General features: G+C 65.7%; 1 protein-coding gene (running past both ends of the window). It reads left to right on the forward strand.

All 21335 nt of this window come from inside a single coding sequence — locus LWC34_RS26610, phospholipase D-like domain-containing protein, on the forward strand. Of the gene's 63504 coding nucleotides, 31659 precede the window and 10510 follow it; the stretch shown corresponds to coding positions 31660-52994 (codon 10554, complete, through codon 17665, partial); the first codon wholly inside the window starts at nt 1. Both the start codon and the stop codon lie outside the window.

Below are 21335 nucleotides of genomic sequence, written 5' to 3' on the forward strand. Positions count from 1 at the left end.
GATCTGACGATCGAAGGCGGCCAAGGCTGGCTTGTGTTGTCGTCCGACGGCAACGAGTCACAGGTAGTCGAGCGCCACACGCCCATCGGCAAACCCGTACCAGGCCAGTGGTTCACCCGTGGGTCAACGCAATTGCCAGTCGACCTCTCGCCGACGGCTGTGCAGCAGCCAGAGCTCATCCGCTCCTACCAGGTTCAGTTCGGCAACGGCGACAAGGAACTGGGCCCGGTAAAGCTCGCGCAGCTCGATGACATCGCCCGTGAAATTGCCCGCGTTGCGAGCGAAGGGCGGCCGTTGACGGTCGAGATCGTCGGCCGTGGCAACGGGAAATCCGGCAAGCAGCGCGCCCAGCGGGCCATGGAAACCGGTGAACAGCGCGCCCGGTATTTGCATCGCGAGCTGGGTCCGAGGGTGCAGGCGGCAGTGGCCTCGATCCGGCTTCGCAATGTGCCCATCGACATCACGTATCGGTCGGAGGGCCGTGACGAACAACTGACCAAACAGCAGCGTCGGGAAGCCTCCATCCTGGTGCGTGACCGGATCGCGCCGCCGCCACAGCGAACCGCTCAACCTGTGCAGTCTCCCCAGATCACGGAGGTAAGGACGCGCCGCGCCGCGCCACAGCAGGGCAACGATGATTGGGACGCTCAACACGTCGGTCGCACGATCCTTGCTCGGCTCGCTCCACCACCCGAACGCTCGCCACGGCGCCCGGCTCGCTCCCTGACCGATGTGGTCCCGCGTGATCACTGGTACCGGGTGTTCCTCGGTGCGAGGGACGTTGAGACCGCCGAAGAGCGCGCTCTCAGGGGTCTGGAGGATCCGGGGCTGCTGTACGACCGTCAGGAATCGCCTGGCTTCAAGGCAGCGCTCGAGAGCGTGTACGAATCGATTCTTGAGCGACGTGATAAAACCAGCAGGGATTTGACCTCCTCACTGTACAAACAACTCCACCACAGCCTCACGCGCAACGTGCAGGGGGAATTCGCGGCACACACTGTCGAGGAGTACAGGACTGGCCGGAAGGCCGAGTTCAGTCTGGCAGCGCGCGCTCCTGCCGATGACCTGCTCCGCGAGACTCTGGGTGGACGGCCAGTAGTCGGGTACCCCAGCCGGGTTGCCCCCAACAGGCAGCCGCTGTTGATAGTGGTGGCCGACAACCAAGGTGAGCTCAGGCTCCAGCGGAACTTCTCCCCGGCACTGCTGGATCAGTTGATCGATGAGGTGTTCCACAACCTGCGTACGGATCTGAGCGTCGCCCAGGGTGATCGCGATCGTTTGCTGGCGATCGCGCGGGCTGTGCGTAACCTGCATGTGCTGCACTACTTCAACGATGGCAACGGCAGGTTGAACGTCTACACGATCCTGCCGATGCTGTTGCTGGAACACGGTTTTGACCCAGTTCACCAGTGGCGGACATCCGATCAGCGGGAAATCGCCATGCTGGTGGCCAATCTCTTCAACGGCGGGTTCTCGCTCGACCAGATCGCCACCGCTTTGTGGGCGTTGCAGCCGGACTCGATCCGCCAGCGGTATTCCGCGATGCGTCCCGACAGGAGACCGGACACGATCGATCCGGCACATGTGTCGATCACCACTCTGCGAAAATCCAGGAACAAAATCGTCGGCGCTTCGTTCGTCCAACGCGAGGCTGGTGCGGTAGAAGAATTCGCCAGGGCAGGCGGCTTTGACGGCCGCGGTTTCGTGGTCGACGCACACGGCCGCGGCGACATGGTCGAGGTCACGGTCAATGGCCTCGAGAACTGGACGATGGATCCCAGCGAGCTGGCCCGGCTGCTGGCGGACTCCGACGGGTACAGCCGATGGATGCGTGACGACATCAGCCTGATGGTGTGTGACGCGGCCACATGGGCCGACCGGTTCATGGCGGCGTTGCCACAGACCTTCCGAGGCCGCGTGCACGCGCCGAAGGACAGGGTGAACTTCGGCCTCGTCACTGCTGGTGGCGGTCCACCGGTCCGGGATCTGACGATCGACCATGGCAAGGGCTGGTTGGTGTTGTCGCGCAGCGGTCCTGCGCACGTGAACGAGAAGTCCACGCCTTCGGGCCAGCCGTTGCGAGGCCAGTGGTTCAGCCGGACGGCCAACGTCCGGTTCGTAGTCAATACGGATGAGCGAAACCAGGCTGGCCCGTCGACCGCTGTGGATACGCCGGACCAGCGGACGGCCGACACCCGACCGGCTCCCGACACGACCGACGAGCTCCTTCGTGCCAAGCGTTTGCGGCCGAAGGCGGTCAAGGTCACTGACGGCGAAGCACTGCGTCACAAGATCCGAGAGCTCACCGGGACCGGCCCGAAGGATCCGAACTGGCGCAAGCTGATCGACACCGAGTTCTCCGACGCGAACCTTGCCGCGAAGTTCGGTGCGGCCTTGGAAGGCGGTCACCGGCTGCAGCTCGGTGGCGTGCGGGTCATCGAGGTGGTGGTGCGCGCGGTCGGTCTGTCCGGGTGGCAGTCGCGCGACATCGTCGCGGACCAGGCTGTGGCGAGCGATTCGACCACCACACGGACAGTCCAGTCCAGTGGGCCGGGCCGGGGTGCGTCGGGGCCGGGCGAATGGCGTGCGCCGTTCTCGTTCGGCATGTTTGTCGCGAAGATTAAGGGGATCGTCAACAGCAACTCGGTCACCTACAGCGCTCATACCGGCAGCGATGGCAAGACACAAGTCGTGCGCAATGTCGAGGAAACTCACCTGACCGGCAACCAGATTCGTTACGAGATCACGGTCGCGAAGAGCCTCGGGCGCAACGAGACCGCCGAGGTCACGGCGAACGGGGTGCTGCGCTGGGAAGTCCCGCGGGAGATCCCGGTCACGGCGAAGGAGTTCTGGAACGGGACGCACAGTGTCGCGCATGCCGAGTTCAGTGGCACGGGCGAGATCTTGCGCCAGATCGAGCGTGAGGTTGGTTTTGTCGCTGGCGATCCGGCCGTCACTGACCTGACCAATTGGTTGAACTCGTTGCAGGACAACGCGCATGGCCTTTTCAAGGGGCAGATGGCGTCGAAGTCCTTTGAGTTCAAGCGGGTCCGGTGGCATCCGGGCGGTTTGTTCAAGAGCGCCAAGCGGATCAACGTGATGCTGGCCGATCCGCAAGGTCCTCGGGAGGCGTTCGCGTTCGACCGTGCCGACGGCATCGTCCAGCACAGTGACACGGTGCGCGGTGGCACCGGTCGTGAAGCCGTGACCAGCCGGTCGCACGGGCCGGAGATCCTCAAGATCATGGGTGGTACACCCCTGTTCGGTGCCGGGATCGAGTTCGGGTGGACGAGTGGCACCGAGAACGTCACGGCGCAGGCCGCTGGGTACGAACACACGACAACGACAACCGCGCACCTTCCGGTCGAGCGGGAGAACGTTTCAGTCCAGTTCAGGACGCAGGTCGCGGGCAAGGAGCTTGATCCGGTCGATGGTGCGGCCGATGTCTGGCTTGTCGCCAACGACGCCCTGCGACCTGCCCTGCTCGATGCTGGCCCCGGAATCGACACGGCCAAGGCCGGAGTCGAGGTCCCTGACCGGGTCGACGCCAGTTACCACATCCCGCAAGGCAACCAGGACATGATCGCCAGCGAGGTCGCGGGCGGAGTCCTGAAGCTGAACCGCAAGCTCACCCGTGAAGACGGGGAGACGGTCGCGGCGGCGGTAAGGGATTTCCTCACCCGGTACGCAAGGGAGATCACCAACAGCGGTGACGGCATGCGGCTGCCGCTCAGCCAGCTCGACGCCAGGTATCCCGACGTGTTCATCCGCAGTGACAAACCGCTCGCCAATGGGAAGTACGAGGGTGCGCTCACGGGCCATGAAATGAGCGCGAGCTTCACCGATATGTCCGCATTGGACACTGCGAGGCGTGCTAGCTCCGTCAAGAAGGCTGGGATTTCGGGCTATGTCGTGGCGTTGCCGGTTCTGGCGTGGCCGGAGATCGCGGCACGGTTCACCACGAAGCAGGCACGCCGCAGGTCGGCAGAACTGTCGGGCACGGATCAGTTCGCGCCGAAACCGGCGCACCGCTGGACCTACGACACGACCCTGCTGATCGGTTACGGCGGCGAATGGACCGACTCCGGCTCGTCGAGGAACAGCAAGATACCCACCTACGTACACGTGGACTCCCAGGCGACCCCGGCACGGGGAACCAGCCAGCAGACCGACGCCGCCTGGTCGGACACCGAGCCGGAGGCGCCACAGCGCCACGGGCACTTGCCCGTGCACGCCGACATCGAGCAGCTCAAGCCGGTGCCAAAGCTGCTGTCGACGGCGACCGGGATGTTGCAGCTGTCCGAGACCTTCTGGCGCTATCTCAAGGTGCCGTTCATCGGCAGGGATTCGCACGACTTCGCCAGGCGGGGCCAACCGCTTGCCGCACTGGAGAGTTTCGCCAGCGTCGGTGCCCGGTTCGCTCGCTTCGGCCGGACCACGCTGTGGCGGGACAAGGTCACCGTAGGGAACTTCAACACCGGTGGGGTGGTCGGCGGACGCGGTCAGCACGGCGAGGTGGAGCTGAGCACCACGCTGAGCAATCCGCGCATCGTCGACCGGGACGAATCGCACGTCTTCCGGTCGGCGGGTGCGGTGCGGACCGGGTCGAACACGAGCCGCAAGGACACTGCCGGTGCGGTGCTGGGAACCGAGCTGGTGATCGCCGACTTCGCGACGAAATGGCTCTTCGGTGGGTTCATCACCGAATTGGATATGGAGATCGCGCATCAGACCAGCCGCGAGGACAGCACGTCCACGAAGACCACCGAGGAAGGCGAGTTCACCGAGCGCGGCTACCTGGTGACCTACGACGCCACCCACGAGGTCAAGACCTCGGTGTGGCGGCAGTGGGCGGACTTCTTCGGCTACCGGCACAAAGGCACCCCGGTAAGCCGTACAAAGTGGACACAGGTGTCCGACGCGGCGACGGTGTGGGTACCGGCGAGCGAGATCCACCAGATCGGTGTTCTCGGCCAGGCTGACGTGACGCGGTTGGACCCCGAGGACAGGCAACGCTACGAGGCACAACAGCGGAAGGCTGAAGCGCAGGCCCGTAGCGAGGAAATGCGAAGCGAGCCGGACGCCGGTCAGCAAAAGCCGGGCGGGCCGGACGCTGAGGAGAAGGACGGCGCGCGGGAAACGGCCGCTGACACCGCGCAACAGCCGGTCCTGATGCCGGTGCACGATGTCGGGCACGGCCGCGGCGACGTCGAACTCTACGACCCCACGGCGGTCGAGAAACTGGTCGATGAGCTGCGGAGCAGGCTCGTCGAGTACGACATGAGCCAGCACCGCAAGCGGGCGGGCTGGGCAGCACGCAGGCTCGACGACGTCGACCAAGCTGTCCGCAAGGCCTGGCTGTGGGCCAGAAGGACTGTCGGATTCGGCGGGGCCGATCTCACCGACCGCACCACCGAGAACTTCAAGGACATCCAACGGCAGACGGTCGACGACTTCCTCGGCCCGCTGTTGGCCACCGAACGGTTCGGTCCCGCACTGGACGCCATGCTCAACGGCGGGCTGCGGATCTATGTGCCCGCTGACACGCCGTTCGGCAAGGTCGAACAGCTCGTCGTGCTGAACGCCACGCTGGACAACGGCACCTTCCTCGACACGGTCACTGGGCGGCCAAACAGTGGGGAGGTCGTCACCCGCCGGGAATCGAAGGACGGCGAAGGCTGGCAGATCGAGGGACTCGCCGTGGGCGGCCCGATCTCGCTCGTCGGCCAGCGTGGCACCCCGGGCAACGCGACCGCCCCACTCGTGGGGATCACCGGTGCCATCGACCTGCTCGCCGAGGTGTCCGAGGCGACCGTTGCACGCGTCACCGCCGCCCAAGCGCCCGAACAGCCCCTCAACCGCTTTCTGCACAATCTGAACATCTCCGCGGACGTCTTCCCGTACGCGCGTGCCGGGGTCTACCGCAAGCTCCCGGGCAGGCTGATCTCCGGCCTGTCGCCGGAAACCTACGGCGGTGCCTGGCGAACCAGCTTCACGCTCAATGGCGCCGTGCGCTCAGTGGTTACCCAGGACGAGACGGTCACGCGGACAGAGCCGGATCTGACGCAGAACCCGATCCGCTCGAAACTCGGTTCGCTGTGGGCGTGGCGCAAGGACTGGAACCTGCGGCCAGCCGCTGGGAATGCGGTCATCGTCGCGCGTCCGTTCGCCGCACCACAACTAGCCGCGCAGGTGCGATCCCTCGCTGACGGTTCCGGCACGACTGACTCGCGTGACATCCACAGGCCACAGTTGCGACCGGATGGTCTGCGCCAGCTCATCGGGCGGACCGGGTGGCGGGAACTGGACCTGGCCAAGGTGCTCACCGGTGAAGGCGACCGAATTGAGGTCAAGGGCGGGCCGGTGCGTGCCGTCACGATCAAGGCCGATCCCTTGAGCCGCAAGCTGCTCAAGGTCCTTGAAGAGCCGACGGTCAGTGTCACGCATGAGGATTCGGTGCGGGTGGAGACCTCTCGGCACCACGACACCGGGTGGATGGTCGCGACCGATGCTCGTGGCGCGCACCTCGGTGATGCGGTGCTGCGGCCGTACGGCGGGCAGACGTCCGGTTTCATCCCACTCGGGCACGGTGGCGCGGAGTCGGTGCGGCAGGCCGAGACAGAGCGTGCCGGGCAGCCACGGCCATCAACCGGCCGCTACCTGGTCGAGGTGCGTCCAGCTTGGACAGTGGAGTTGGAGTATCGAGGCACTTCCGATCAGCGTTCCTGGGGCGCGCCGCTCACGTCCCATCCGGACGAGCCGATCCTCGTCGAGGTCGACGGGGCCGGGTTGCTCGCGCTCGCGCTGTTGGATACTGATCCCCGGCCGGAGACCGATCCCCAGCTGGACACCGAGTACACCTGGCAAGGACCCAAGCCGTCGACGGTACCTCCGGTCGAGGTCATGGTCGAGGTCGAGCGCGAGGTGCGCGTCGAGCGCGATGTGTTGCCGGAGGAAACGCGGCAGCGAGCCAACCCGAGGTCCGACGGACGGCCGAGCACGGCCGCGAAAGCCGGTGTGCGTGACAGCCCGTCCGGCGACGTCGAATCCGCTGCTGACAACACCACCGTCGCACCAAGGCCAATCGATCTGTTGCCGGAGTACGTCAGGCGCAACGAGGCGATGGGCGAGACGTCGCAGCAGACCCAGGTTACCGGCATCGATGTCGATGACGCGGTACGCGGCATGCTTCCGCAAGGTCGCACTGCCTTGACCAAGGGCGCCGAGCCGTCGCCGCGGAAGGCCAAGATCGAGGGGCTTGAGCACGTCGAAAGCCGTATGCGGGCCGGTCTGTCCCGGCTTGTCGGTGCTGGCGAACGGTTCACCATCAAGATCAACGGCAAGTCGCACGAACTGCACGTGCGCGCCGAGCTTGACTGGGCGGCTGCCGAGTTCGCCAAGGGCGGCAGGAAGACCGACCGGACCGAGACGCCGAAGGTCAAGTCAAGGCACAAGACCGAAGCTGTGGTCTCCGACGCGACGAAACCGACCGCTCAGGCGTCGGTCACCGTCACGTCGGTCCCGCCGTTGATCGCGAACGTCGGTGCGCACCTGTCGACCGCGCCGCACCTCTCGCACGACAACAAGGTCACCAGGGAGGTCAAGGAAGCCACCAACGCGTTCAACGACGTCAACCGCGCCGTGGACGTGCCGGTGCGATACTCGATGACGCTGACCGCCGCCAATGGTCGACAGGTTGGGACGGCGTCGGCGGACACCACGACCGCGCTGCAGGGTGAAACCCGCGTTGGCCGCCCGGATATGAAGCGCACGCCGCCTTCCGCGCTACCGGAGGCTCCGGACAAGCCACTGCCGTCGAAATTCGCCGTCACGGCAGCCGTGGTCCAAACACCGGCTGGGCATTCGTACTTCGAGCAGGTGGCCCGGTTGCTGCCACCGGAGTTGACGGCGATCGGCTCGCCTGGCCGGGAGGTGCTCTCGGGGTTCCTGCACCAGTCGAACATCGAGACCAGGCTGCGCCAGATGGTCACGCAAGACCCCGATGGACAGCCCGAAGCGGGCTGGGTCCGGTCGGATTCCCTGTCGGCGAGCGCTCTGCTTACTCGCGATCAGGTCGTGGAGATGCGGGCGATACCCCGCAGGGTCGCCGTGTCCGACGACACGGACAGCACCACGTTCCGGGACTGGCAGACCACGAAGGGCGGCAGTGTCGAGACGTTCGAGGCACGCCGGAAAGCCGGGATCGGCGGTCTCGTCGCGGTCGGGAAGTTCGTCACGGGCAATCTGTTCGCGGCCGGTGGTCTGGTCATCCAGTTCGCCAGGCAGTGGTGGCACGGCAGCGAACGCGAGCGCACCGCGGGCGCGCGTACCCAGCTGGATATCAAGGGCAAGGCCGCTCGTTACGACGTGGTGTACGACATCCAGGTCCGGGTCAACGGCAGGCAGCAGCACCTGCTCGCAGGCAAAACCACCGCGCACCAGGTGACGACGTGGGATCGCGCGGTGAACGCGGGGCTGGTGCGGCCGGGCGAGGGCGATGGACCGACCACCTACCAGGACCTGGACACCAGGCAGAAGTTCGGGCCGGCACCGCTTGAGGCAGGCAAGTCGCTGGCCGGTGCCAAGGTCGACGCGCTGGAACACAGCGACGCGCTCTACGACCTGCTGACGCGGCGGCTGTCGCAGGTGCCAGGGCACAAGTGGTACCACGTAAGCACTTCGGACTTCGTCAAGCAGTTCGGTGACCCGGTGCTCGCCGGCGGGATCTCACGCAAGATCAACGGCATTCTCAAGCGGACCGACACGCTGCGCGAGGACTTGTCGGCGGACGAGATCAGTGCGCTGATCGACCGGCTGCTCGGCCCCGGTCTGGCCATCCCGCTGGTCAAGCCCGGCACTTTCCGCGACTACTCCGTGCTGGTCGAGCTCAGCGCCGAGCTAACCGGGCTCGTCGACGGTGGCCTGCAGGCCGCGCCGAAGACATCACGGCAGACCAGGGTCAAGGACGACCTGCTCAACACCGCGACCGAAGGGCAGTCCGCGAGTCTCGGCGGCGGTCCGCAGGCGCAGCTGCGCGGTGCCGGGCAGATCATCACTGCTGACGTCCGGTACACGTACACCGGCACCGAGTCCTCCGCCGCGGCATCACACCTGGGTGTGTACTCGACCAATCTCACCGGCGACGAGATCACCGAGAAAGGTCAGCCGGGGTCGCACGCACACCGGCATTTCCGGGCGAAGCTGGTGCTCAAGCCCAAGGTGACGCACACCGACCGGCTCACCACCGGCATGCGGCGGCTGTGGCCGGGCCGTCCCGGCCGCCAGGCACCCGTCTACTCCCAGCTGGACCTCAGGCAGGACACGGCTGACGGGCTGGAACTGTCGCTGCTAGTGCCGGAGAACCTGGTCAGTGACACCAAACCACCCAGTCCCGACGTCACGCCGGTCGTGGGGGCGGTCCGTGAGCATGACGTGCCACCGATCAGCTCGCGGTGGAAGGCGAACGAGTTCCTCGGTCAGGCCGAGGTGCTGTCGATCCTCGGCCTCGAGCACGTGCACGACGGGATTCACCGGTTGCTCGGCCGCAAGGACCCGGCATTCGGTGTGCGTGACGCAGGCAACCACGCCCGGCTCAGCGAGGTGCTGTCCCCGGAGACCCTGAAGGTCAACACGTTCGGCATCCGCTACATCGTGCGGGGCCTGTTCTACGGCCGCAGGCGGTCGGACGCGTTCGGTCAGGCAGCGGTGTCGTTCCAACCGCGCAACGCGCGGGTGGTCGGGCTTGAGGAGATCCACCGGCTCAAGGATCTCGTCTTCAACGCCACCCGGGCGAGCACGCGTGCCGAGGCCGCGCACACGGTGAACGCCTTCCTCGCGCACATCGGCTATCCGATGAGCGATCTGCACAACATCAGCGATGACGTGTTGGAGCAGCATTTCGCGACCTTCATCCACCGCTACTCGCCGCTGTCGGTGAAGTGGGCGGACGGCCAGAGCACCGAGGTCCGGTCGAGGACAAGGACCGTGTACGACGGTCCGACCCGCAAGCGTCAGCTGGTGCTGGTCGATCTCGAGGTCGCCACGACGACCGAGGTTCGGCGGATCGGCAATCTCGACCCGTGGCGGCTGTTCAAGGGCAAGCCCGTCGAGCGTTCCACGCAGTCCATGATGTTGCCGGGTGCCGCGCTGGTGTGGATGACCGAGGAGCAGCTGCGGACCCTGCAAGCACGAGACAGTCAGCCGGTCCCGCGCGGCAAACGCAAGTCCAGCACGATGTCTGACGACGGGCGGCGGGTGTCGTTCGCGAAATCCCAGCCGGGGAGGTCGCAGACAGGGGACACCCAGTCAGACAAGGCCCGGTCGGAAGGGACACCGTCAAGGAAGTCGACCCTCGTCGGGGACTCCCAGGACGGGCCCGGCCGTCCGGACACACCGCAGACCCTCGTCGCGTCAGACACGTTCACGTCGATGGAGTCCATCGACTCCCGGATCGCGACACGAGGCCGTGGCCGTCGCTGGTCATTGGCGTTCGGCAAGCGGGGAAGCGTTCCGCGAAACGACGCGCTGCGCAGACTGTCGTTCCAGACGCCCCCCAAGAGGATGACGATCGATTCGGTCCTGTCGACAGAACCGCGCAGCTCAACGGAGACAGCGCGCGAGCCGATCGCCGGGTCGTCCACCGGATTCCTCTCCACCACGACGCTCGCCGAAGAGCCCCAGCCGAAGTCGGGCCAGCCCGAACCCGGTTCGGTTGTGCCAGAAGGCAATGCGGTTCCGTCGGTCGCCTCGCTGAGCAACGCCGCAGGTCCGTCGCTCGGCATCGGCATGATGGCGGCGACACACGGCAGTGAGGCGATCATCGATCACCTGCGTGCCGCGATCCGGAACAACCCAGAGGTCACCGACAAGAGCCTGGTCGACCGGTTGCTGCCGGAATCGCCGTTGGGACAGCCGCACGACAACGTCAGCAGGCTGACCGACCTGCTGGCCGCGGTGGAGGCCGCGCCGCAGTTCGCGCTCAATGGTTCCCAAGTGGACACTGTGCGCCTCGAGGATCGTCTTAGCGGCACGACCTATCTCGTTCGAATCACCGCCTCGATCGACCAGGAGCCGGTGTTCGACAAGGTCGAGATCGCCAACCAGCTGATCACCCGCAACTCGGTGTCGGTGCGCCATACCACGGATACGTCGGTCACCAAGACCGTCGCGGAGGTGCTGCTATCGGCCAGGGCCAATACCCGGTTGCAGGAGCAGAGCGATGGCTCCGCGCCGCCCGCTGGCAGGCTCGGCGCAGGCGTCGAGACCGGCATCACCGGTCTGATCCGGTCGCGCAAGGACGTTCGCACGGTGAGTGTCGACAACGTCAGCTCCGGCCGGATCCGTGGCCCGGTCGCGGTTTTCACCGGTCAGCTCACGGTCAAACTGGAGCTGCTGCACGAGGTCGGCCTTGACGGCAACGGCGAGCAGACTGCCAGGGTGCTCGGCGGTGTGGTCGACGACCAGTTGCTCACCATCCGCAAGATGCCGGAGGAAACCCTTCCGTCGCTGCCTGAAGGCGAGGTGTACGGCCGGGCCGACCAGATCAGGCAGCTTGCCGCGGATCAGAGCACCGACGAGGCGGTGAGCCAGTGGCTGCTGGATCCGGCACGGCCACGGTTGCCGCTGCCAAGCGACTTCGCGGCTGAGCACTTCTTCGGCGACGTCACCAAGGTCGTCGATGCGGCCGCGCAGGCTCTGCGCAATGCCGGTGGCACTGTGGACACCTCAACGATGGCCGCGCTCACCACGACCATCACGACCGCGGCCATGACAGCCGGGCTGCCCGCGATGCTCAACGGGTCCTTCCCGGTGCCGTTGCCGGACGGTTCGGAGTTCACACTGGACTTGATCGCTGGTCTGCGGCCCGATCCGCGGCTCGCGTCGGCCAGTCACCGCGTGGAAGTGGATGGGCACCTCAAGCGGGTTGATGAGCGGAAGTCCGACACCACCACATCGGAGACGGTGTTCACGGCGGATGGTGTCGGTACCGGCGGTGGTGGGGTTGGCGGCAGTGACTTCTCGCGAGTGGCGAGCGAGCGTGAGAACTTCGAAACCGTCCGAGCCATCGGCAAACAAGGAGTGCCGGTTTTCGAGCAGCGGCCACAACTACAGCAACACACCACGGCCGCGCTGACCAAGGTCGATGACCGGCAGCCCAATATCGGCCAGGTCTTCTACAACGGCGCGCCGGAGAGCCGTGGCCTCGCGTTCGATGTCGATCTGCGGTTCGTGGCAAGGAAGAAGAGCGCTGTCGAGAACGGCGACCGCCCAGTCACGGTCATCGGCGGGCCGAATGCCGGTGTCACCGAACTCAGCATCGGCAACAGCGCCTATGTGATCCGCATGCGGGAGCAGGACGCCGCACGGATGGCGGGGACGTTGCCACCGACGTTGACCGCGGCGGTGGCGAACCTGGCCAAGACCGCCAAGACGTGGAGTGACGCGTACGGCGCGGTGCTGGCCGCACAGGAGAACGTCGGCCTCGGCGAAGGCGTCACGATGGTCACTCGTGAACGTGACTTGGCGGATGCCGAACGGGCTTGGTGGGTCGCGGACCGCCTGTACCGGGAGGAACTCCGTGCGGCGCAGGCGCTCGAAAGCCTGACTGTGGACGACTTGCGTGACGAGGTGCGCCAGCAGCCGCCGGGGGTCGTGCCGACCGCCCGTCCGATGCCCCCACCGAGCTACATGTCCGATGTGGACATGTCGGCACTCGACCATGGGCAGCGGCAGGAACTGTTGCGGCGGATCGACCTCGTCGCGGGGATACCGACCGGGGACGCGCTGACACCGACGGCGTTGCGTGAGCGGTCCGGCGATCAGCCGAGCATGCTGCACGTCCCGGTGATCGGCTGGCAGGACATGGACGACGCCCTGCACGAGAACGTCGCCCGCGCCGCGGCTGCCGCGCGAGCGGACGGCGGGTGGCAGGTCGTGATGTGGACCGATTTCACCAGCGAGCAGCTCCTTGCGGCCACCTGGGGCACGGATCCAGCTCTCCAACACGTGCGTGACCTTGCGGGCTTCGCCAGGTCGAACGGCGCCTTGCTGGTGAGCGTCGACGACGTGCCACTTGACGTGGGCGACGAGTTCTCCCGGCAGGTGGACAACATCACCGAGCCGGACCGGCACACGGCGAACGCGATCGTGGCCGCGCGGATCGGCTCGGCCTTCGGCGGTGTGACGACCTCGGTCGACCACACAGTGGACAGCTTCGAGCAGTTCGACCCCGCCAACAGCCTCCGGCACAACCCGGTGAAACCAGTGACGCCGGACCGCGCGGTGATGGGCGTCTACACCGCACGAGTGGCCGCGACATTGGCCGCAGGCCTGCGCCGCGACGGACGCCTCGACTTCAGCCTCGTACAGCCGGTGCTCAACACCTATCCACGCAACGACATCGTGCTGACCGCGGCGGTACAGGCCATCGCCGCCGACCCGCAACTGCGGCAGATGCTGCGCACAGCCGTGCACCCCGAAGACTTCACCTTGCCGAACGGGCTGCGGGACACGCTGCACCTGTACCCGTTCTACGAGTCGGCGAACGGCAACCGGACCCGGGCCGCGAGTTTCCGTGGCGACGACAGCACCGCGGGTCCGTCGGTGCTGCGCGGGGATATGCCTATCGCGATCGCCGCCGACATCGTGGTCGAACTGCAGCGGGATCCGGCACCGCGGCTGACACGGCCGCCAGAGCGGCTACACGGCACCAAGATCACGGTCGAGGACTGGGCGGACACTGTCGAACTCGCTCGGCACATTGTGCGACGGCTGCGGCCGCACGTCCGCGACGGAATTCTCAACCAGACCGCTGTGCGCGGTCTGCTGGACCGGCACGAACGGCCGGATCTGGTGTGGCGTGCGGCACTGTGGTACTTCCAGAGCGATCCGGCGATCCGGTCCAAGGTGCGTGAGCTGCGTATCCATCCCGATGACCCCGTGCAGCTGGACATGGTCGAGGTCGCGGGCCCTGGCGTCGTGCACCCCAACGGCAGTTTGGAGATCCCGGTCCGGCTGCGCCCAGCGGTCGAGTACCGGCCTCAGGTACCCGCTGTCCCGGTATCCCGTGTCGTCAACATGCCCCCGGGCGCCACCACGGTGCCGGACAGCTTGCAGGGCCTGCTGTCTGGCTTCGGGCGCTACCTGGCTGACGTGTTCGGCGAACGACAGAGCCGCGGGCTGGACATGCCGACGATCGGTATCAGGGGCGGCACACCCGAACAACGATTCGCGATCTCCGCGTTGCTGGTGGACGCGGTCGAACAGCATTTGCAGCTGTCCGCGAGCGACATCCGCCAGCGTCAACGATTCCCACTCGTCTTCGACGACGAAGGCGATGGCGATCAGCGAGTCGTATTGACCCTCGGGCCGACAACACGAGACAACCCGACTGAGAAGTCCATTCTGGACGAAGAGTTGTGGCGGCACAGCACGGCGAACTCGGCGTCGTGGATGACACCGGCCGGTCCGCTCGATGTCGAGGCTGTCGACCGCGAGCGCGCGAACGTTCCGGTCCTGCAGGTGCGCGGCAACCAGAACCCGGCTGCGGTGATCATCGGCGCCGACGGTCTCCCGATCCCGGCGCAGCCCCAGATCCACCAAGCGGCTTTCGACGCGGTCACGGTCGAGACCAGCCAGGGCGACCGGACCACCGAGCTGACTGTCAACACACTTCTCACGCATCCCGCCCCGGTCTCGCAGGAGCAGGCCACCGCCGTGTGGGGACGGCTGCAGGCAGGCGTGGAAGAGCTGTACAACAAGGGATACCGGTTCCCAAGCGGAGACAAGCTCCGGGTGCGGGTCGTCCAGGTGAACGACCCCGCGCAGGCGCACATCACGCTGAACATCCACGAAAGCACGGCAGCACCGAGTACTGAGCCGCTGTCCGTTCCCGTCGACGCCAGCCGGATCGCACTCGCCCAGAAGATCGGCCGGAGCCTGGGCATCGCGGAGACCTCCTTCGGCCCGGCACCCGACGACTCGCAACCGCGTCCGCGCCGGGAGCGCAACGGCAAGCGCGCCAACGTTTCCCCGTGGACCTTCAAGCCGCGGCACGCATGGATGATCGCGAAGATCGTGGCGGACGCACAGGCGTCCCGCGACAGGTATCTGCTTCCGTTGGTACGACAGATGATCGACCCGAACGCGACCACGGTCAGCATGAGACACGTCAACCAGCTTGCCGGACTTGTGCCCCGCGCCGAAAGCCACGGACCCTTGCCGGACGCGCCATCCGTGCGGATGCCGTATTACGCCGTCGATTCGACCAGTGTTGTCCGTGAGGTGGATCCGAGCCGGATCGCGATGGCCTCGATCGTCGGCCCGGATGGGGTGGTTGCTGGGGTTTCGTTTGTCCCGGCTGAGTCGGCTGTGGTGCAGGAGTTCGTGGCCGAGGATGGTGTCCAGGGTTCCTTTGTGGTCGATGGTCATTCAGATGGCACCGGGCGTGTGCAGGTCACTGTGGACGATGAGGCGCTGTCCATGGATGTCGCCACTGTGGCGCGGGTGTTGACTGATTCCACTGTGTACAGCGCGGCGATGCTTCGCGGGGTCATCACGTTGATGATGTGTGATGTCGCCGCGGTGGCTCGTCAGTTCTTGCAGGCGTTGCCGTCGACGTACTCTGGCAGGGTTCGTGCGCCGGGTGGCAGGCTTGAGTTCGGTTTTGTCACCGATGGGCCGGTCCAACGGCCGGATCTGACGATCTCTGGCGGGCGTGGCTGGCTGGTGGTTTCGCACACAGACACCGACCAGCAGGAGCCCGCACGCAGCACATCGGCAGGCGAACCTGTACGTGATAGGTGGTACAGCCGCAGTGGCAGGGAACGAACGTTCAACTTGTCCCTGCCCCGCGTTTCAACCAGGCGGAAAGGGGAAGCGCCGACATCGAGTGCCAAACGACCTCGCAAGGACAAGTCGCCAGAGCGGGAAAGCACGCCGCACAACTGGTTCGCCCTGGAGGTAGCGGAGTCCACACAGCGAAAAACAACTGGGTACGCGCAGGTGCGGAATGTCGCCCGGCAGTTGCTTGAGCACCAGTCCAGTTCGGCGCATGTCTGGGTCGCGGCTGCCCGTCGGGCTGATTCACAAGCGGTGGCGCGGTGGTTGCTTGACGTGCTTGCGGATCTGGATCCAGAGATCGACCTGCAGTCGAAAGTGAGTGTGGAACGGGACAACGCCGTACCGGAGGCGAACGCCGTCGTCGAAGTCGGTGTGCTTGTTGTGCACCATGACGTGATATTCGCTGGCCGCGGACCGCGGGCGACGATCACTATCCCTGGCAGCAATGATTTCGACAGGTTCGTTGCGGAACCTGTCGGTTCCACCACTGGAATCGATCAGGTGGTGATGTGGCTGACCGGCCAGATGGCGTCGCAGTCATCGGATTCAGTGCGGTCGTGGCATGTGGAAGTGTCCGCGACCGGAGGGCCCGATCAGGCCTACGCGCGGCGTGTCGCGCAAGAGATCGAGCAGCACGTCGTCGAGCAATCGGTGAATGTCGCCGTACATGGCCCGGATTCCGCCCAAGACCGTCCCGCTCATGCCCCAGGCAAGGGCAAAGCGCGGGACAGCGTGGTCACGTTGACCCTGGTCGGTGCGACCGACATCGAGTCGATCAGCACAGAGTTCGTGCGCCGCTATGCGGATGTGCCGGAGTCCATGCGGATTCCACTCGACGCGCTTCATACGGCGATGGCCGAGTTGCGGACCATGGCCGCCGACGTCGTCTTGGGCAGCCGGGTGAGCGAGACCTTCGACCTCGCGGGTATGCACATACCCGCTGTCGCAAAGAGGGCCCGCGCCGGTGACCGGATGAGGCTGGCTGACGCCGTGTTCGACATGCTGCTGGCGGCATCTGTCGCGCCGGTCGGCAGTTCCGGTGAATCGGATGTCTGGCAGCGCACGGTTGGATTCACTCCGCGTGACGCCGTCCACCTGCTTCAGTCGACTGTGTACAAGAACGCGTCCGGCGTGGGACAGCCGCTGCCCAATTATGTCGGCGGCCCGACCCTTGCTGAGCGGTGGCTTCAACTGAAGCGGATCAGCGAGGCACCGAAGAAGGATCCGGCGACTCCGAGCGCTTTGGCCAGCAGTTTGAAGCGTGCCGCCAGACCAACGCCGGCACCTGAGGTGTCGCAGAGCAGCCGCGCGCCCGAGCCAACTCCGGTGGCAAGTTCCTCTGCGACAACAGTTGCCGAACACCAGGATCCGGTCGACACACCCCGCCGGAGCACCCGTGCGGGGAAAAACAAGGCCCCGGATTATGTGTCTGGCCGTGAGGAGCGCCGGCAGACACCGGCACAGCCAGCGGTTCCCATGCGGCGTCCGGTAACTGGCGGCTTCAAGATCGTGAACCGTACCGGCGAGCCGCGGACGAATGTCGATATCGACATGGTGTTCCCTGCCAACTGGTACGAGGGCGCTGATGTGGCGACTCCGCTGCGAGAAGTGCCGACAATCCAGCACATGATCAAGTCTTTGCGGTGGGCGCCACCGACGGCCGCGCCGATGAAGTGGTCCGTGGCGATTCTGGGATTCGGCCATGCGGGGCACGCCCACGCTCGGCACGTTCACGACGTTCTGGCGGGCCTGTTGGCCGCTAGCGGTACTTCGACAGTGGAATTCGCTGTGGCGGTCGGCGATGAGGCCATGGCGCGGGCTGAACACCGGGGCGGTTCCCGGGCCACACTCGATCAATGGATGTCCGATGGAGTGCGGATCTCGCTGGCATCCACCCCAGCCGCCATTCCGTCTGGTGTCAGTCCCGGAACCTTCATCGTGCATCGGCACAGAGAGGGTTCCCGATACACGCTGGAAGTGGTCTTCACGGGTGTTCCATCCCCGTCACCAGATCTGTCGATCATGCTGGAGAGCGATCGCGAAATCCGGACTCTGGCGCAGATGTTGAGCAGGGCACTGCCGTCGACGTTGCCTGCGAGGCGGATTGTCTCGTTCGAAGGCTTCGGTCCGGGGGCGTTGGCGCGAGCGAGCTCCGTGCGCGACGCGCTCGCGCGCTTGGTGCCGACGTTTGGTGACGGCTGGTCTGCGCACGATGTGTTCATGGCAGCACAGGCCGGGGAACCGGGCGACTCCGGGGCCACAGTGGACTCTGAACGGTTCGATCGTGTTCGGGTAACGGCGCAACCCGTCGCACTGGCCAATCCGAACCAAACCGTGACAGCGGGCAGTTCGCTTGACAGAGCGCATGGTGTTCACCTCGCAGCCGCCATCCTTGACCGAGGCGGAGCGCTCTTCGATGTCACCGTGTCGAACGGGACAGCCAAGGTGTCGCCGCAACTGGTGGATTGGCTGGCACGTGGGTTCGACGGGGCCCGTTTTGCCAACTGGACCCGTCTGATCGTGTTCGGCGCCACGGTCACGGCCGTTGGTGACATGCGGATCCAGCTGATCGACCAGTTGGCTGAGGCGACAGGCGTTTACCGTGACTCCATCGAGGCGGTGGTCGTCGGCCAGGTGGATGGTGCGCTTGCTGACACACTCATGATGGTGGGGCTGTCCCTGGACACCATCGGCGACGACACGGCCGGTGGGTTGGGCAGCCTCCTGCCGCAGATCCCAGGTGACCAGCCGTACGTCGGTATGGACTCCACCGGGATGATCAGGGCGATCGACCCGTCGCGAATCCTTGGCCGGACGGTGCGGGACAGGTCCGGCGCGGTCGCGGGTGTCTCGTTCGTCGCGCAGCGTCCGCAGGTGGTCGAGGAGTTCATCCAGCACGGCGGTGTGATGGATGAGTTCGTGATCGATGCGCACGGCGGCAACGGCGTGGTCGCTGTCACCGTCGGCGGTGAGCCCATGTTGATCGACGGCACGACCTTGGCACGTGTGGTCAATGCTTCGTTCGGCATCACCCTTGCGATGCAAGGCCGTGACGCCACGCTCTTGGTGTGCGATGCCGAGCAAGTTGGCCGTGCATTACGTGCCGGCCTGGTGAACGCGCACGACAGGGAGGTGCGCGTGGCCACTGGGCCGGTGGAGTTCGGCTTCGTCACTGGCGAGGTGCCGAACCTGGTGATCGGGGGTTTGGGAAGCTGGCTCGTGTTGTCGCGTGATGGCGGGGAACACAACGAGCTGCAACACAACATGGTGCCGGATCGGATCCCGTTGCCACACAAGTGGTTGCGCCGCAGGAGTCCGCAGGTGCAGTTCAACGTGATGCCGACACCATCACCGTCGCCACCACCGCGCTTGCCAGCTCGGGTTGTTGGCCCCGGGGTGGCTCCGAGCCGTGTCGCGGCCCAATGGGCGCATCGCAGTGACGAACCTGGCAGCGGGCGATACCACAACGTCGGCAATGGACAGGTGCGGCAACGACTCATTGACGGTCCTAACAAGACAGTAGTGGGCATGTCATTCGTGCACGACGACAGCGGTCCAACCATCGACGACTTTTTGGCGGGCAAGCCACAAGGACTTCCGGAGCGGACGTTCGTGATCGACGTCCAGGTCACCAAGCAAGGTGCTCTAGTGACTGACGCGGCCGGAACGCGGAAGTGGGCAAGCCCGTCTCAGCTCGCGCAGATCGTCTTGGCGTCGGAGCAATTCCAACGGGCGCTCGAAGCCGATGTACCGATCACGCTCTTCGCCTGCGACGTGGGTACTGGCTTTGCCCACGATTTCTGGGCCACTGTCCGCAGTCGGTATCCGAGCGCGAAGATGTACGCGCCGGACGACGTCCTTCGGTTCGCAGTCGACAATGGCCGGTCGATGTGGACTATCGACAACGGTGGCGTCTGGCGCACGTACGATCCGGTGGACGAGGCTCCCGCCTGGAACCAGGAATATTGGGAACAGATCCGTGACCGTGCCGACCTCCAGCAGCGGCTGGCGAAGGTGGACCGCTGGCTGTGGTCGACCGCAGTCGAACCGCGAAGCGTGCCACCGTTGCACGAGCACGCGTATAAGCCTGCTGCTCGAGTGGCCCTGCACGTGCTGTACCGCTGGTACACGCAGGGCGAAGTCCGTGCCCGTGCCCTCGCCGACCAGCTTGGCCGTCGATTGGTGCGCCTGCGCGGCGGCGCGATGGGAATCGAGGCGGAGAACGGTCGCGAAGTCCGTGGTGTACCAGGGTTCAGGAACGTCCTGCTGGCGGAGGGAGCGTACTTCGACCTGTACACCGATGTGGGTGGCCCCTATGTCAAATTCGAGTTCGTCACGAAACCGATCGCTGTCCTGGGTGGTGACTTGGGCAGGGTCAAGCGGGACGCGGCGTTGCAGGAACTGGGAACTTACTTCAGGTTGCTCTATACGGCACAGACCGGCACTGCTGTCTCGCAACTCTTCAGTGGTTTCCGGCTTACCGAGTTCGGTCGCACGGCCACGCTTGGCAAGGTGCGGCACCCGGGCAGGCTCGCTCCGCATCTCACAGTCGGCCTGCCACCCGCAGGTGTGCACGATGTCCTGAGCCACGTCTATCAACACCTGCCGAGGCAAGCCAGCGGCGTGTCCAATGCGACGGTTAACGTCTGGGCGCAAATCCTCGGTGCCGGAATAGAATTCGGAGACTGGCTCGGGGCGTCCTTCGTTCGCGCGCCCGTGAGGGAGCTGCATTGGCTGGCAAGTGACCTGACAGTCCAGACGGCTCGTGGTTTTGGCGCGTTGTTCTTCGTCCAGTTGGCGTCGTTGGTCAGGGGGTGGGTCGACCTACAAGAAGACGGGCGGCCTACAGCGGCGAAACATTTCGCGGCCGCTATGTCGCGCGTGTCGCTAGCAGGGTATCGCGCCGTGATGCCGCCCGAGCTGTTGCAAGACATCGAGGTCGAGCCGCGTGCAGAGCAGATCAGAGAGGAGGTCGCGCACAGGATCGCCGCGCAGCCGTGGTTCCCGCAGAGCCTCGTTGGCGTCGATATCTACAGCTGGACAATGACTTTCAGGGACGGCCGCGTTTTCTCGCTCGGGCAATACATCGACAATGCCTTGCTGCCAGAGCCAACCATCCGAGTCGGACAGGACATGGCGACGGGGATGAACGAGGTCTTCGACGAGGCTGACACCAACGACGGGCAGCTCGACGTTGGGCTGATCCCGACCGAGCTGCGGGTCTACGACTACCGCGCGCCCGGTGTCACCGACCCGGTAGACGGCTTGCGAGCAAAGTACCTTCAGTTGGAGCAGCAGGTCCTGTCGGCGGACGCCACGTCGCGCCACCTCAGCGCACTCGCTCCGGCCGATCCGGCGGTCACGCATCTCGAAGTGCCTGTCCGCAAGGGACAGGACGCCTATGAGGCTGGCGCTGAACCGGAGTTGGCGAACTTCGCGGCCCTGATCGCACAGCAGGCTTCGCGCGCGATGGCGAGGGGAACGCGCCGGATCGT

Origin of the sequence: Kibdelosporangium philippinense (assembly GCF_021390435.2) — a bacterium.
Lineage (GTDB): Bacteria > Actinomycetota > Actinomycetes > Mycobacteriales > Pseudonocardiaceae > Kibdelosporangium > Kibdelosporangium philippinense.